The 13,736-nt window shown below is 74.1% G+C and carries 11 protein-coding genes; 7 read left to right on the top strand and 4 right to left on the bottom strand.

Annotated features, from left to right (window positions below; all coding sequences use genetic code 11):
- Positions 1–70 precede the first annotated feature (70 nt).
- Both ACK8OX_RS23240 and ACK8OX_RS23235 read right to left on the bottom strand, forming a co-directional pair.
- Positions 71–3,250, bottom strand: coding sequence for an AAA family ATPase (locus ACK8OX_RS23240; RefSeq protein WP_430666651.1), 3,180 nt, complete (start codon positions 3,248–3,250; stop codon positions 71–73).
- A gap of 358 nt (positions 3,251–3,608) precedes the next feature.
- Complete coding sequence (locus ACK8OX_RS23235) at positions 3,609–4,274, bottom strand: hypothetical protein (RefSeq protein ID WP_430666650.1); 666 nt, start codon at positions 4,272–4,274, stop codon at positions 3,609–3,611.
- A gap of 196 nt (positions 4,275–4,470) precedes the next feature.
- Here ACK8OX_RS23235 and ACK8OX_RS23230 point away from each other — a divergent pair, with 196 nt between their 5' ends.
- The 7 genes from ACK8OX_RS23230 (at position 4,471) to ACK8OX_RS23200 (ending at position 12,508) form a co-directional block, all read left to right on the top strand.
- On the top strand, positions 4,471–4,974 hold the full coding sequence (locus ACK8OX_RS23230) for a conjugal transfer protein TraD (RefSeq protein ID WP_430666649.1): 504 nt from the start codon (positions 4,471–4,473) through the stop codon (positions 4,972–4,974).
- Positions 4,971–7,094: a type IV secretory system conjugative DNA transfer family protein gene (locus ACK8OX_RS23225; protein WP_430666648.1), complete on the top strand. Its 2,124-nt coding sequence runs from the start codon at positions 4,971–4,973 to the stop codon at positions 7,092–7,094. Before ACK8OX_RS23230 ends, ACK8OX_RS23225 begins: the two co-directional genes overlap by 4 nt.
- A complete protein-coding gene (locus ACK8OX_RS23220; protein ID WP_430666647.1) occupies positions 7,091–8,143 on the top strand; it encodes an AAA family ATPase in 1,053 nt (350 codons plus the stop codon). The genes ACK8OX_RS23225 and ACK8OX_RS23220 overlap by 4 nt, the downstream gene beginning before the upstream one ends.
- Positions 8,140–8,535: a hypothetical protein gene (locus tag ACK8OX_RS23215; protein WP_430666646.1), complete on the top strand. Its 396-nt coding sequence runs from the start codon at positions 8,140–8,142 to the stop codon at positions 8,533–8,535. The genes ACK8OX_RS23220 and ACK8OX_RS23215 overlap by 4 nt, the downstream gene beginning before the upstream one ends.
- Positions 8,532–9,287 (top strand): hypothetical protein, encoded by a 756-nt coding sequence (locus ACK8OX_RS23210; protein WP_430666645.1) that lies wholly within the window; start codon positions 8,532–8,534, stop codon positions 9,285–9,287. Before ACK8OX_RS23215 ends, ACK8OX_RS23210 begins: the two co-directional genes overlap by 4 nt.
- 128 nt (positions 9,288–9,415) lie before the next feature.
- On the top strand, positions 9,416–10,960 hold the full coding sequence (locus ACK8OX_RS23205) for a hypothetical protein (RefSeq protein WP_430666644.1): 1,545 nt from the start codon (positions 9,416–9,418) through the stop codon (positions 10,958–10,960).
- Positions 10,961–11,479: 519 nt separating this feature from the next.
- A complete protein-coding gene (locus ACK8OX_RS23200; protein ID WP_430666643.1) occupies positions 11,480–12,508 on the top strand; it encodes a replication protein RepA in 1,029 nt (342 codons plus the stop codon).
- Positions 12,509–12,567: 59 nt separating this feature from the next.
- Here ACK8OX_RS23200 and ACK8OX_RS23195 read toward each other — a convergent pair whose 3' ends face one another.
- Together ACK8OX_RS23195 and ACK8OX_RS23190 are read right to left on the bottom strand one after the other, a co-directional pair.
- Positions 12,568–12,930, bottom strand: coding sequence for a hypothetical protein (locus tag ACK8OX_RS23195; protein WP_430666642.1), 363 nt, complete (start codon positions 12,928–12,930; stop codon positions 12,568–12,570).
- Positions 12,931–12,934: 4 nt separating this feature from the next.
- A complete protein-coding gene (locus tag ACK8OX_RS23190) occupies positions 12,935–13,597 on the bottom strand; it encodes an AAA family ATPase (RefSeq protein ID WP_430666641.1) in 663 nt (220 codons plus the stop codon).
- Positions 13,598–13,736: the final 139 nt, after the last annotated feature.

Genomic DNA, 13,736 nt, shown 5'->3' with positions numbered 1-13,736 from the left:
CGGCGGGATTGGCGCCCATTGCGATGACGGTCCTCGTTGGGCCGGTCCTGCAAGGCCTTTGCTCGCCCGCTTACGCTCGCAGCCCGCCTTCCGGGCGCTGCCGCGATGCCTCGGCGGTCCGTGTGGCCGCCCGCTCGGCCCCGCGTAGGCAGGCGATGACTGCTGCAACCCGGCTCAGCGCCGGGGCATGTTCCCGTGGGATGCCGGGGTGGACGCCGGAGCTGCCGGCGTGACGGCTTCCGCGCGACGCGGAGCGCACGCCTTCCTTGCCGAGCCGCGTCCGGGCTGCCTCCCCGAAGCGCCGCAGCTCGCCAGCGATCGCCGGGTCGGCCTGCGCCGCCTTCCAGGCTGCGGCACGGCTCGTGTCGTCCTTCGCATCCGCCAGCGCGGCAGCGGCCGCCTCGGCCTTCGCGGAGAGGCGTGGCACGCCCGTCGCGTCCGCCTTCAGCTGCGCGGCGACGGCCGCGCGATGCGCGCCGGCGGCGCGTGCCTCGGCCGCGCCGATGCGCCCCATCGCCTCCGCCAGGGCCGGCGCTAGGCCGACCGCGCGCCCCCGCTCCGCCCGCGCGGCTCGGCCCGCGAAGAACCCCGTCCTGCCGCGCAGCTCGCCGAGCGCGCCTGGGTCGGCGGCGACGCGTGCGGCGGCGCTCGTCCAGCCCTGACGATCCACAAGCTCCTCCAGCCGCCGGCCCGCGGCCTCTGGGTCGCGATAGGCGCCGCGCAGGTAGTCGGTGAGCGCCTCGCGCTCCCGCCGCACCCGTGCGTCGCCGGCGACCGCCGCCGCCACCTCCGCCGGACCGGCGCTACGCCCGAGGCTGTCCCGGCCGTCCTGTGAGATCCGCGGCGGGATCAGCCAAGTGCCGGTCTCCGCCGCGGCGGAGGCCCCGCGCGCTCCGGCCCGCCCGGTCGTGACCGAAGCGGGCATGGACTCCTCCGGGCCGCCCGCGCCGGGCCCAGCCCGCGCCACCGCGTCGCGCCCTGCGCGGGCGCGCAGCTCCGGCGCCAACTCGTCGGTCGTGGCCCAGGCCACTGACGCCGCGCGCGTCTCGCCCCGGCCCATCTGCCACGCCAGCTGCGGGACGGAGGCGGCCGTCTCCCGGTCCACGAAGACCTGCGCCGTCTCGCGCTGGCGCGTCAGTGCCACGTAGCTCGCCGCCGCCCGCCAGTGCCGCGTGTGCAGCAGGTAGGTGTGGTCCAGGGTCTTGCCCTGGCCCTTGTAGATCGTCCCCGCGTAGCCGTGCCGGAAGCCGGCAAACTCGTCCGCCGACCACGACACCTCGCGCCCGCCGTCCAGCCGCGCGCGGACGGTGCCGGTCGCGCCGTCGATGCCGGTGATCGTGCCGGCGTTCCCGTTGTGCAGCCCGAGCCGCCGGTCCGTCTCGGTGATCTGCACCCGGTCGCCGACGGCGAAGTCCGCCGCCCCGTGCTTCGTCTCGAACCGATGGTCCGGCGAGCCCAGCTCGCCGCGCCCGCGCCGCACCGCGCGCAGGTCGGCGTTCAGCCGGTCCACGTCGGCGTTGGTGTAGGCGAAGACGAAGCGCGAGGCCGCCGGGTCCGCGGCGGTCTCCCGCGTCCAGGCCGCGACGAGGGCCGCCCGCGCCGCCTCGCCGCCGTCCGACCAGGTGACCGCCCCCTCGCGCTCGAAGGCCGCCACGGCCCGCCTGAAGCGCCCCTCGGCTAGGTCGCGCGCCGCCTCGCGCTGCCAGCCCGCGCGCTGCCGCGTCACCTCGGTGATCTCGGCCGAGCCGTGAGCCGCGCGCAGCTCGGCGAAGAGCCCGCCGCGCTCAATCGAGGCGAGCTGCCGGTCGTCGCCGGCGAGGATCACCTTCGCCCCGCTCCGCCGCGCCTCGGCCAGCAGCTCGCCGAGCACGCGGCTGTCCAGCATCGCCGCCTCGTCCACCACGGCGACCGTGCGGCGGTCCCACGCGGCGCGGCCGTTCTTCAGGGCGAAAAGCGCCGAGTGCACCGTCGCCGCCTCGCCGAAGCCGTCCGCCTTCAGGTCCTGCGCGACGGCGTTGGTGGGCGCGAGACCGACCACCCGGTGCCCCGCCGCCCGGTGCGCGTCGCGGATCGCCGCGAGCGCGTAGCTCTTCCCCGTGCCGGCCCGGCCCTCGACCACCTTCAGCCCGCCGGCGCCGGCCGCGTGCGCCAGCGCGGCGCGCTGGTCATTGCGCAGCGTGCGCCCCTCGGCCGCGGCCTCGAGGTGCCGGGCGCCGAGGCCGCGGTGATGCCGCGCCCGTGCCACGGTGGCCCCGTCGGCGAGCGCCGCGCGCTCCTGATCCCGCACCGCCCGCGTCGTGAAGCGCCCGGTCGCCTCGCCCGTCTCCCGGTCGTGCAGCGCCAGCACGTCGCGGTGCCCGAGCACCGCCGCCCGAGCGGCCGCGCGCTCCCGCCCGGCGGCGCCATCACCCTCCCGGCCGAGGTGCTTATCGAGCCAGCGGTCGAGGTCGCGCGCGTCGAAGGTGGCGTTGTTCCGCGTCAGCGCCGCCAGCACCTGGCCGGGGTCGCGCGCTGCGGCTTGGTTGGCCTCCTTCAGCGCCTCGGCGCGGGCGACCGCCTCGGACCCGGACCTGCGCATGCGCACGGGCCCGATGTGCTCGCCCGGATGCGCAGCCGTCGGGTCCACGCGGACCGCGATGCCGTGCTCGCGGAAGTACCGGTCCTGGTGGTCGCGCCAGAGTGCGCCCCAGGCCTCGCCGTCCGCCACCACGGCCCGGCCGCCGGCAGCGCGTCGCACCTCCGGGTTCAGGTCGCGCGCCTTCTTCGCCGCGAACCCCTCGCCCTCCACGCGGCGCGTCGTTACGAGGAGGTGGGCGTGCCAGTTGGACCGCTCGCCCTCGGCCCCCTCCCCCGCCCCGTCATGCGGCGCGTGCACGTCGAGTTGCACCGCCAGCCCCTTCGAGACGAAGTGCTCGCGCGCGAAGCCGCGGGCCAGCTCGACGCGGTCCTCCGTGGTCAGATCGCGGTCGGCTGGCAGCGCCAGCACCAGCTCGCGCGCGACCTGCGCGTCCTTCCTCCTCTCGGCCGCCTCGGCCGCGTTCCACAGCGCGCCCGTCTCCCCGAGCCGGGGATCGGCGCCGTCGGGCAGTAGCACCTCGTGGTGCTCCGGCGCGCCGCGGTGGCGGAAGTGGAAGAGCTCGCCCGTCCGCTCCGCGTGCAGGCTCTCCCGCGCGTTGTAGGCGGCCGAGCGCACGGCATTGCCGCCGGAGGCTCGGGAGAGGTAGCGCGCGCGGGCGAAGGCGATGGCCACGCCGGCAGCCTGAATCCGCCCGCCGGAGGCCGCAAGCCGCGTTGCGCAGGCAACGCATATTGCGTCTGCACGCAAGCGCGCTCGCCTTCGGCTTGCTGGTGCAGAACGGGCGGCGCGGGGAGGTCAGCCCTGGTTGCTACGCTTCCGCCAGCCGCCCGGGATGGAAGTAAAGCTCCATGCCACGGTGCTCGCCGGCGTCGAGGACGCTCGCTACGCTCGCGCCGGCACGCCGGCCGCTCCGCGGTCCCCGACCCCGCCTGCGCGCCGTGACCTTCTGGACCTGTCGGGGCGAAGGGCGCCCCGGCAGATCGACCCGGCCTCCGGCCCGGGTCGAACAAAGGGCTGGCGTTAGGCGACGCTACCGTTTCAGCGCTGGCTGTCTGTCCACCGAATCAGCGAGGGACAGCTCCCACCCGAGGACCCGCAACTCGGCCAGCACGGCCTCGTCGACGGTGCCCTCGCCGCCGGCGCAGTACCAGTCCGCGTAGTCGCCCTCGCCCCGCAGCGTGGCCACCAGGCGCCCGGCGCGGCGCCAGCTCGCGCTGCCCTCGATACCGTCTGCCGCTCGCGTCCAGGTCGTGTTGCAGAGCGCGGCGTAGAGCAGTTCCGCGAACAGGGCGCTCCCCCGCACCAGGCCGCGCAGCCGGTCCGACCGGAGCAGGTCGTCGCCGAGGGGATCGGCGGCGAACTTGGCGGCCCCCGCGTGAGAGGCCGATAGGTCGGCCTCCCGGGCATCTAGGAACTCCAGCACCACCCCTGGCACGACGCGCAGGTAGCCGCGCCGACGCAGCGGCGACCCCGACGTGACGGACCGCGACCAGACCCGCTCACCGTCGGGGATGCCGTCGCCGCGCGTCAGGCAGGTCGCGACCGTGCGCGAGCCGTCCGGCAGGAAGCAGCCCTTGGCCTCGACCGGCACGCCGTCGAAGAGGACGAGCTCGCCCTCGCCATGCCGCTCGGTGCGCCGCTTCGCGTCCTGCCGGACGTGGAATTCTTCGAGTTTCTGACGAGCGGTCTTGGCCACGGCGGCCTCCTCATTCCCGACTTCGCTGTTCGCCGCAGACCCTTCCTACACGATGGCGGGCTGCGAAGTACGTGGCGGCACGCTCCCCCGCTCGTGACCGCCCTGCACGCGGAAAGGTTGTGCCCCGCGCATTGCCGCTCGCGCGACCCCACCCCTAGCCTCCGCGAGAACGGACCGAGAATACCAGGGGGATCACATGGCCCGCTCCCTCGCCGACCGGCAGCGCGCCCACGAGCAGTCAAAGGCGCGCCTCGCCGAGCAGGAGGCGAAGCTCAGGCTGGCCGAGCGCAAGGCTCGCACCAAGCGCCTGATCGAGGCCGGCGCGCTCGCCGAGAAGGCGGGCCTGCTCGAGCTGGAGGTCAACGCCCTCTACGGCGCCCTCCTGTCGCTGCGCGACGGCGCCGAGACGAAGAAGCAGGTCGAGCAGTGGGCCGCCCTCGGCGGCCGCGCCTTCGCCCGCGAGGCCCGCGCCCGCGACGAGGGCAAAGAGCCCTTCCTGCTGACCTTCCCCGGCCCACTGCCGAAGGAGGCCACCTCCGGCCTCCGAGCCGCCGGCTTCCGCTTCAGCAAGGTCATGCAGCACTGGGAGGGCCTAGCCCGCCCCGACGAGGCCGAGGCCCTCGCCGGCGCGCACGGCGGCGCCGCGCGTCGGGTTATCGGGAACGCCGGGCCGGAGGCGGGGAAGGCGGCGGCCGAGTGATCGGGCGCCTCGCTGGCGACCTCCTCATCGGCGCGTTCCGGCTCGGCCTGCGGCTGTGGCCCGTCTGGCTCTTCGCGATCGCCTGGACGGGCGCGCACCGGCTCTGGGAGCTGCACCTGCTCGGCTACGGCGCGACGCCTGGCGGCATCCCACCCGGCTACGCCCTTGCCTACCGCGCCTGGCCCGCCGCCACCCTCGCCGGCCCTGCCCTCCTCGGCCTCGCCGCCGTCGCGCTGCACCGGGCGGGCCTGGCCACGCGCACCGCAGCGATCGCCGGCCTCGGCGGCGTGGCGCTCGCGCTGTTCCTGACGGTCCGGCCGGAGTGGGGGCGCCTCGCGCCCTACGCCGGCGAGGCGAACCCGCTCGCCCTGCTCGGCGCCGCCGACCCGGGCGTGCTGTGGGCCGTGGTGCTCGGCGTCGCCGTCCTCAGCGGCGGCGTGCGGTGGCTGCGCGCGCCGGGCAGCTCGGCGTCCCGTCCCGCCCTCGTGCGCGCCCGCTCCGACAACCACGGCCACGCCGACTGGCTGTCCATGCGCGAGGCGCGGCGGCTCTTCCCCGGGCCCGATGGGGGCTGGGGCGGGATCGTCGTCGGCGAGGCCTACCGCGTGGACCGCGACGGCGTCGCGCGGGTCGCCTTCGACCCGGCCGACCGCCGGAGTTGGGGCTGCGGCGGTACGGCGCCGCTGCTGGTGGATCCCTGCCGCACCGGCCCGACGCACGCCCTCGCCTTCGCCGGCTCCGGCGGCTTCAAGACCACCTCCCTCGCCATCCCGACGCTGCTGACCTGGACCGGCTCGGCCGTGGTGCTCGACCCCTCGCGCGAGGTCGGGCCGATGCTGACTTCCCACCGGCGGCACATGCAGCACGGCGTGGTGACGCTCGACCCCACCGCTGGCGAGGGCGGCGACTGCCTCGACGTGCTGGACTGGATCGACACCACGTCGCCGCTCGCCGAGGGGAACGTCGAGGCCGTCGTCGGCTGGATCTGCGGCGAGCCGCCGCGGCAGCGCGCGGGCACGCCGCTCGGCGGGTCCGGCCAGTTCTTCCAGGACAGCGCCCGGAGCCTCGTCGCCTGCCTCCTCGCCGACCTGCTCTGGGACCCCGAGACGAAGCCGGAGGAGCGCACGCTGCGCGAGCTGCGCCGCCGCGTCGCAGAGCCGGAGGAGGAGCTGCGCAAGCACCTCGGGGACATCCACGCCGGTTCCCACTCGGCCATGGCGAAGGAGCTGGCCGGCTCGCTGAAGGACGTGGTGAAGGAAACCTTCTCCGGCATCTACGCCAACGCCGGCCAGTCCACGCGCTGGCTCTCCGTGCCGGCCTACGCGGACCTGGTCTCCGGCGGGCCGGAGGGTCGCTACGCGCCGACGTGCAAGGCAGCGGAGGTCACGAAAGGGAAGCTCGCCGTCTTCGTGCAGGTGCCGCTGAAGGTGCTCCAGGCGACGCCGGCGATCGGCCGCGTGCTCGTCGGCGCGCTGCTGAACGCGGCCTACGAGGCCGACGGCAAGGTCCAGGGGCGCATCCTCTTCCTGCTCGACGAGGCGGCCCGGCTCGGGCCGATGGCGCTCCTCGAGACGGCGCGCGACGCTGGGCGCAAGTACGGCGTCACGCTGCTGCTGCTTTACCAGTCGCTCGGCCAGCTCCGCGAGCAGTGGGGCGACGCCGGCCGGCAGGCCTGGTACGACGGCACCTCCTGGCGGCTCTACGCCGCGGTGCAGGACCCGGAGACGGCGCGCGAGGTCTCGGCGCTCTGCGGCGAGTACGGCGTCGTCGCCACGGCGGAGGGCGACAGCCGCGGCACGCAGGGCCGCGTGGGCCTGGGCGTCGCCGGCGGCGTCTCGGCCAACTCGGGGCGGAGCGAGAACCGCTCCGAGCTGCGGCGCTCTCTGATCAAGCCCGACGAGATCCTGCAGGACACCCGCGCCGACGAGGCCTTCGTCTTCGTGCGGGGCGCCAAGCCGCTGCGCTGCGGCCGCGCGCTGTGGTTCCGCCGGCCGGAGTGGCGCGACCTGGTGGGCGCGAACCGCTTCCACCGTAGCGGCACCGGCGACCCCGCGCCGGCCGTGCCGGCCTGGCGCCGCCTGCTGTTGGCGCTCGGCTTCGGGGCGGAGCGCGCCGGATGATCCCGCCCGGGCTGTTCAGGCTGGCGCTCTGGCTGACCGCCTTCGTGGTCGGCCTGATGCTGTTCCGGTCCTACGCCGGCACCGTCCTCCTCGCCTGCCTCGGCGTCATGGCGTGGCGGCTCTGGCGGCCCGGGCGCGACCTCCCCCGCTCGACCGGCGGGACGGACGACGACGAGAAGATCGCCCTCATGGTCCACCGCGCTCGCCGCTCCTACGCCGAGGCCATGGCCGAGCTGGATGGCATGGTCGGCCTTGCCGGCGTGAAGGCGGAGGTGCGCCGCCTCGCCGACCTGGTCGCCGCCGACCGCGAGCGCGCCCGCCACGGCGGCGGCCGGACGGAGGCGCAGACGCTGCACCTGGTCTTCGTCGGCAATCCCGGCACCGGCAAGACGACGGTTGCCCGGCTCGTCGGCGAGATCCTCGCGGGCCTCGGCCAGCTCCGCTCCGGGCACATGGTCGAGGCCGACCGCTCCACCCTCGTCGCCGGCTGGATCGGCCACACCGCGCCGCGCGTGCACCGCGTGGTCGAGGCCGCGACGGACGGCGTGCTGTTCATCGACGAGGCCTACACCCTCGCCCCGCCGGACGCCGCCCGCGACTTCGGACCCGAGGCGATCGACACCCTGCTGAAGCTGATGGAGGACCGGCGCGACCGCCTCTGCGTCGTCGTCGCCGGCTACCCGGACGAGATGCGGCGCTTCCTCGACGCCAACCCGGGCCTGCGCAGCCGCTTCACGCGGACGATCGCCTTCGAGGACTACTCGGCCGCCGAGCTGGTGGTGATCTTCCGCGGCTACGTGGAGGGCGCCGGCTTCCGGCTCGCGCCGGACGCGGAGGAGGCCGCCGAGGACGCCTGCGCCGCGCTCGCCGCCGCGGGGCGCCCCGGCAACGGCCGCGCCGCGCGCACCCTGTGGGAGCGCACCCGGGAGGCGCAGGCCTCGCGCGTCATGCGCCTGCCCCGCCGCTCGGCCGAGGACCTCACCACGGTCGAGGCCGCGGACGTCGAGGCGGCCTCCGCCCGCGCCGCCGCCGAGGAGGCCGGGGCGTGAGGCTCCCGTTCGTACCCTGGTGGCGCCTCCGCGCCCTCCCCGGGCTGGCCTGGCGTGCGTTCCGGGAGGACCGGGTCTTCCGGGTTGCCGCGCTCGGCGCCGTCCTCGCCCTGCTGTTCCTGCTCGGGCGCCTGTCCGAGACCCCGGGCACCGCTGGGCCTCCGCAGCCTGCCTGGGAAGCTCCGGGCGTGCCGCAGGCCGGCTCCCCTGCCTTCCCCGAGCGCCCGCCCGTGCCGCCGCCCGGCAGCCTTCCCGGCGGCGCCTCGACACCGTCCGGCGCCGTCCTCCGCATCGACCCCGGCCAGCCGCTCGACGCCGCGCCGCGGTCCACGCCGGGCGACCGCTTCGGCACGGTCGCTCCCCAGCCCCCGAACCCCGGACCCCGACCATGACCCCGCGACGCCTCTCGTACCTGGCGGCGGCGGGCCTGCTGGTGCTCGCCGCCCTGCCGGCAGCCGCGCAGCAGCCGGCCCCCTCCCCCGCCCCGACGCAGCTCGACCGGATCGAGGCCAAGCTCGACGAGCTGCTCCGGCGCCTGTCGCAGGCCGGTCAGCCGGCGGCGAACGGTCCCGCCGCCGCCCCCGAGCCTACGGCGCAACCGGCGGTCCCCGCCGGCTACCGGCCGGGGGCGCTCGCCGTGGTGCACCCGGCCCCACCCTCCTCGGCGCCGCTCGTCATGCCGTCGGACGCGGTCGGCGGCTTCGTCTTCGGCGGCGGCACGCTGCGCCTCGACGACCTGGCCGGCCGCGGCGTCGCCTACCGCGGGCTGGCCGGCGTCGAGTTCCAGGGCTGGCTGCGGGTGCGCGAGGAGGGCCGCCACCAGCTCGCCGTGGACTTCGGCTCCCCGCGCGCCGGCACGCTGATCTACACGCTGAGCTGCGGCGCCGCCCTCTGGCTCGAGGACCGCCAGGTCGGCCAGCGCGTGGGCGAGCTGAGCCTATCCCGCGGCGCGGCGCCGGTGCTGTCGCTCGTGCTCGGCGCCGAGCTGCGGCCCGGCCTCTACCGCATGCGCCTTTGGGCCGCGTGCGGGAACCTCGGCACGCCGGCGCCGGTGCCGACCACGCTCGACGTGCTCCTCAAGACGCCGTCCGAGCTGAACCTCCGCGGCGTGACCGCCGACGACCTGCTCCACCGTGCTGGCTGAGGAGGAGCAACGTGCTGACCTGGCTCGACTCGCTCCGACACGGCTCAGCTGGAGGCATGCGGTGTTCTATGCGAGCGATATGATCTTCCGAGCGAACCTCGATGCCGCCCATTCGTAAATTCGACAGCGTGCTCGACACCTTGATGCATGCAGTTGTACCGACCGCATCCAATAGCGCGGAAGCATTGAGGCTGTTGAAATCTCAGCTCGACCTGCGTGCCTACAAGGTCGCCGAGAACGTTTTCGATGCTGCGACTGACCTGTCCCGCATCGGCTCCTTGGAGGGCAGGCAGGTCGTCTACGACGCGATGCGGCTTGAGACGCTCCAAACTCCGATGTGGATGGAGAGCTGGAATCCCGCGGTGAACGCCATGGAAGCGTTCCTAATCGAGGCTCCGGTTGATAGCCGCTGGGCCGTCTCGTTTTTCGTTCAGGACGGAGAAGGCTACATTGCTAAAGCTCGCGCCTTCACCCTGCAACGCGACGAGCACGGCAGTATGCGCGTGACCCCAAATCCGAGCCTCGTAGGTCGGGCCGAGGTTGTCGACGTCGCGCACTTCGTCATGGCCCTGCTCGCGATCGGGTCCGCGCCCATGCTCACCGATGTCCTCTACGACAAGCCGCCCCGCCAAGGCATGATCAGGTTCCACCGCCTGCGCATGGCTGAGCCCTGGGCCGACGTCGATAGAAACGGCATTCCCCGGCTAGGTAAAGCGGCACGGCCCTCCAGCGTGGCCGACGAGTTGCTCGACGAGATGCTCGTGCTTGAGGCCAGGATATGGCGTGGTGTCCACCAGTTCGACACGGCCGAGCAGCGCGAGAAGAACCTTCGACAGTTGGAACAGAAGCGCAGGGCCATTCTCGGAGCCATGCGGTTGGTGCTGTCTCCGCTCACCGCAGCGGCGGCCGCGGATGTGGCTGAGGCTGAGCGCGGCGGGATGGATGCAGCGCGCTCGATGGTCGTGCTGCCGGACTTCCTGACCTGGATCGAGTGGCGCGATACATCGTGTGGGATCCCCGGTCAGCGCTTCGGCGTCGTGATGCAGGCGAAGGAGGACGACGCTCCCAGGAGCGACGTGGGAGGGCTGATCTTCGCGCTTCCCGCCGATTGGACGCTGAACCGGGACAGCTTTCGCGCTATGCCCATGCTGTCGTTCGAACTGCGGCTGGCCAGCACGGATAAGCCCCTTATCGAGGTGACCGATATCTCCGGGGCGATGTCGGAGATCGGGGAGATGGACGCCGCCCGGCTCGGGCGCTTCCTGCTCGCCGTGCTTACCTTCATCAGCCAGCCGCGAATGTCGGAGCAGGTCGAGGTCGCAAGGGATTCAACCCGCCAAGCAGTCGACAAAGTCCGCGAGAAACGGCGGCTCGCGCCCCAAGTCGGCATGAAGGAGGTTCGACTCGTCATCGACCTTCCGCGCGACGAGGAGGTTTCGGCAGACGAGCCGGCGGACGGTCAGATCCGACGGCCGGTAGCGGTTGTCCCAGGCGGCATGCCGCTGCACCGGGTCCGCATGTTCTGGCGATGGCGGCTCGGCCGGCTTGAGGTGGTCCGGCCGCACTTCCGGGGATCTCTGGAGAACGGCGTCTCGCGGCGGGTGACCCTTCTCCTCCATCCTGACGAGGTGGGCCGACCCCTTCCTCAGCCGCTCGCCACCTCAAACCCTTGAAAATGCACGTGCAGCGAGTGTCCTAGGATGCTGGCGCGCCAGCCGGCTAGCGCGCGAGCTCTTTGCTTTACGGGCGTGGTGGGCTTCGTTCGGCTTACGATGAATCGCCCACCCCTGGAGCACGGTCCTCCAGCCTTCTCTGTAACTGCTGGGAAGCTCTGGGGCCGCACCCGATCGCTTTGTGGTGCTTTTGCACATGCCACATGCCGTGCTGGGCGACCTAAGATGACTTCCCACTGACACCGGCTCGAGCGACGCGCGCCTATAGGGAACCGGTATAAGACTCTTATAGGTAGTGGGTGGGCGATTCAGCGTGGATAACCCGGCCCTGGGTGGGCGATGCATCGCGCGCGCCGGATTCGGCAGGTGGACGATTCAGCGCGGCGCGGTGGGCGATTCATTGGGGACGGATCGCCCGGGTGGGCGATTCATCGTGGACAACTCAGCGCTCGCGCGGTGGCTGATTCATCGCCCCGAATCGCCTGCCGGCGGCTATCCTCGGCCCCGGAGGGATCAGGGGTGGCGCGACACATAGCAGGGCAGCTGGAGCTCTACGGTCTCGAGGAGACGCGCCGCCGCGTGGCGGCCGAGGGCGCGACCGGCCGCGAGCGCGAGAGGCTGCTGCAGCGGGTGGACGTGACCCACTCGCTCATGACCGAGCTGCCCGGCGCCGACGACCTGTCCTTCCTGCACAGCGGCCTATGCCAGACCTGCCTCCCCCACTCCCGCCCTGCCAGCAACATCGCCGTCTGGCGGCGGAGCAGCGGCCGCTTCAGCCTCATCGTCTCGCCCGGCGTCGTCGATGAGGCGCCGCCCGCGGCGCGCGGCCGGCAGCCCACGCCCGCCGAGATCGAACGGATGTACGTGGGTGTGCCCTACGGCTCGAAGGCCAGGCTGATCCTCATTCACCTCCAGACCGAGGGCATGCGGAGCCGTACGGTCTCGCTCGGGCCCACCCTCTCGGCCTTCCTGCGCTCCCTGGGGCTGCCCGTGTCGGGCGGCCCGCGCGGCTCCATCCGCGCGATCCGCGAGCAGTCCCTGCGCATCGCGCGCTGCACCTTCACCATGCAGTGGACCGACACCGACGCGGACGGCGCGGAGCGGACGCTGATCTCGGACAGCAAGATCGTGGACGGCCTGGAGCTCTGGCGGTCCGCCAAGGGCGAGGACTGGACGGGCACGGTCGAGCTGGGCGCGCGGTTCCACGAGCACCTGCGCGAGCACGCCGTGCCGCTCGACCGGCGCGGCATCGCGCACCTGTCGGGGAACAGCCTGGGCCTCGACCTCTACGCCCTCTTTGCCTACCGCCTGCCGCGCCTGTCGCGGGACGTGCACCTGCGCTGGGCCCACCTCCAGGCGCAGCTTGGGGCCGAGCTCAAAGAGACGAAGGAGCTGGCGCGGCGCGTGCGGGAGGTGATGCCGGACGTGGCGACGGCCTACCCCCACGCGAACGTGGAGGTCACCGCGACCGGCCTCCTCCTGAAGCCCTCCAAGGCGGCGGTGCCGAAGGCGACGGCGCGCGGCTTCCGGCTCGTCGCGCCGGCGTAGGCGGGCGGCGGGCGTCCCCTGCCCCGTATGGCATGCGAGCGTCCTAGGACGCCGGCACGCTACCCCTTCCGGGGCCGCGGCGGGCTGTAGCGCTCGACCGGCGGCTCCCCCCGCTCCGCCAGCAGCCGGTCGAGCCCGGTGAGCAGCAGCTCGTGGACCGAGGGGATGTCGAGGTCGAGCGCGAGGCGCCGGATGCGCTTGTGCTCCCTCGGGAGGAGGTAGACCGTCGTGCCAACGGTCTCGGCCTTGATGCCACGCCCCGCCCGCTCCGGCGGCTTCGCGGCCGCGGGGGCCGGGGCTGCTGCGGGCGGCGGCACGGGCGCGGGCCGCGGCAGGTCCTCCACTGGCGTCGTGCGGGCGGGCGCGGCGCCCGGCCGGGCCAGCAGCCCGGACGCGACGACGCTGGGTCGCTTGCTTGCCATCGTCCTAGGACGCCGGGACGCCGGCGCGCTTGCGCGCCCGGGCGAGGTCGCCCGCGACAAACTGCCAGAGCGCCACCACCTCCTCGGCCGCCTTGCTCTTCGGCGCGACCTCGGTCGCCGTGCGGCCGGAGGCGGCCGCCACCGGGAAGTCGGCGCGGATGCGGAGCGGCGGGGCAACGCGGCCGCGCTGCGCCAGCACTGGCAGCGCGTCGTCGTAGAGCCTGGACCGGCCGGGGGCCGCCTGGGTGACGACGAAGACGAAGGGCCGCCCGGCCTCCTCCACCAGGTCGAGCACAGCCGGCAGGGCCTCCAGGTCGTCCGTGGTCGCGCGGGTCGGCAGCAGGATCAGGTCGGCGAGGCGCATGACGGCGCCGAGGAAGGGGTGCACGGACGGCGGCGTGTCGATGATGCAGAGGTCGACGCCGGCGGCGCGGAGCTGCCCCAGCGCCTCGGCCATGCCGGCCGGGGGAGGGGCCGCCAGGGCGGGGTTCGGCTCGCCCTCAGCGCCCTCGGTGCGGCGGTTCCACCACCCCCGCAGCGTGCCCTGGGGATCGAGGTCCACCAGGACGACGGACTTGCCGGCGGAGGCGGCCGCTACGCCCAGTTCGCGCGCCAGCGTCGTCGCGCCGACGCCCCCCTTCTGCTTGGCGACCATGATGGTCTTCATGCCGTCCCCCGAATCCCCTGCATAACGCTAGCGCAAGAGCGTGCTACAAGGCCAGTGCCCTGGTGTCCTAGGACGCCGTGATAGCGCCGCGGGGGGGGGGGGGGGCCCCCGCCCCCCCCCCCCCCCGGGGGGGGGGGGG

Origin of the sequence: Falsiroseomonas sp. CW058, from assembly GCF_050563535.1 — a bacterium.
Taxonomy (GTDB): Bacteria; Pseudomonadota; Alphaproteobacteria; order Acetobacterales; family Acetobacteraceae; genus Falsiroseomonas.
This window is presented reverse-complemented; position numbering and strand designations above follow the sequence as displayed.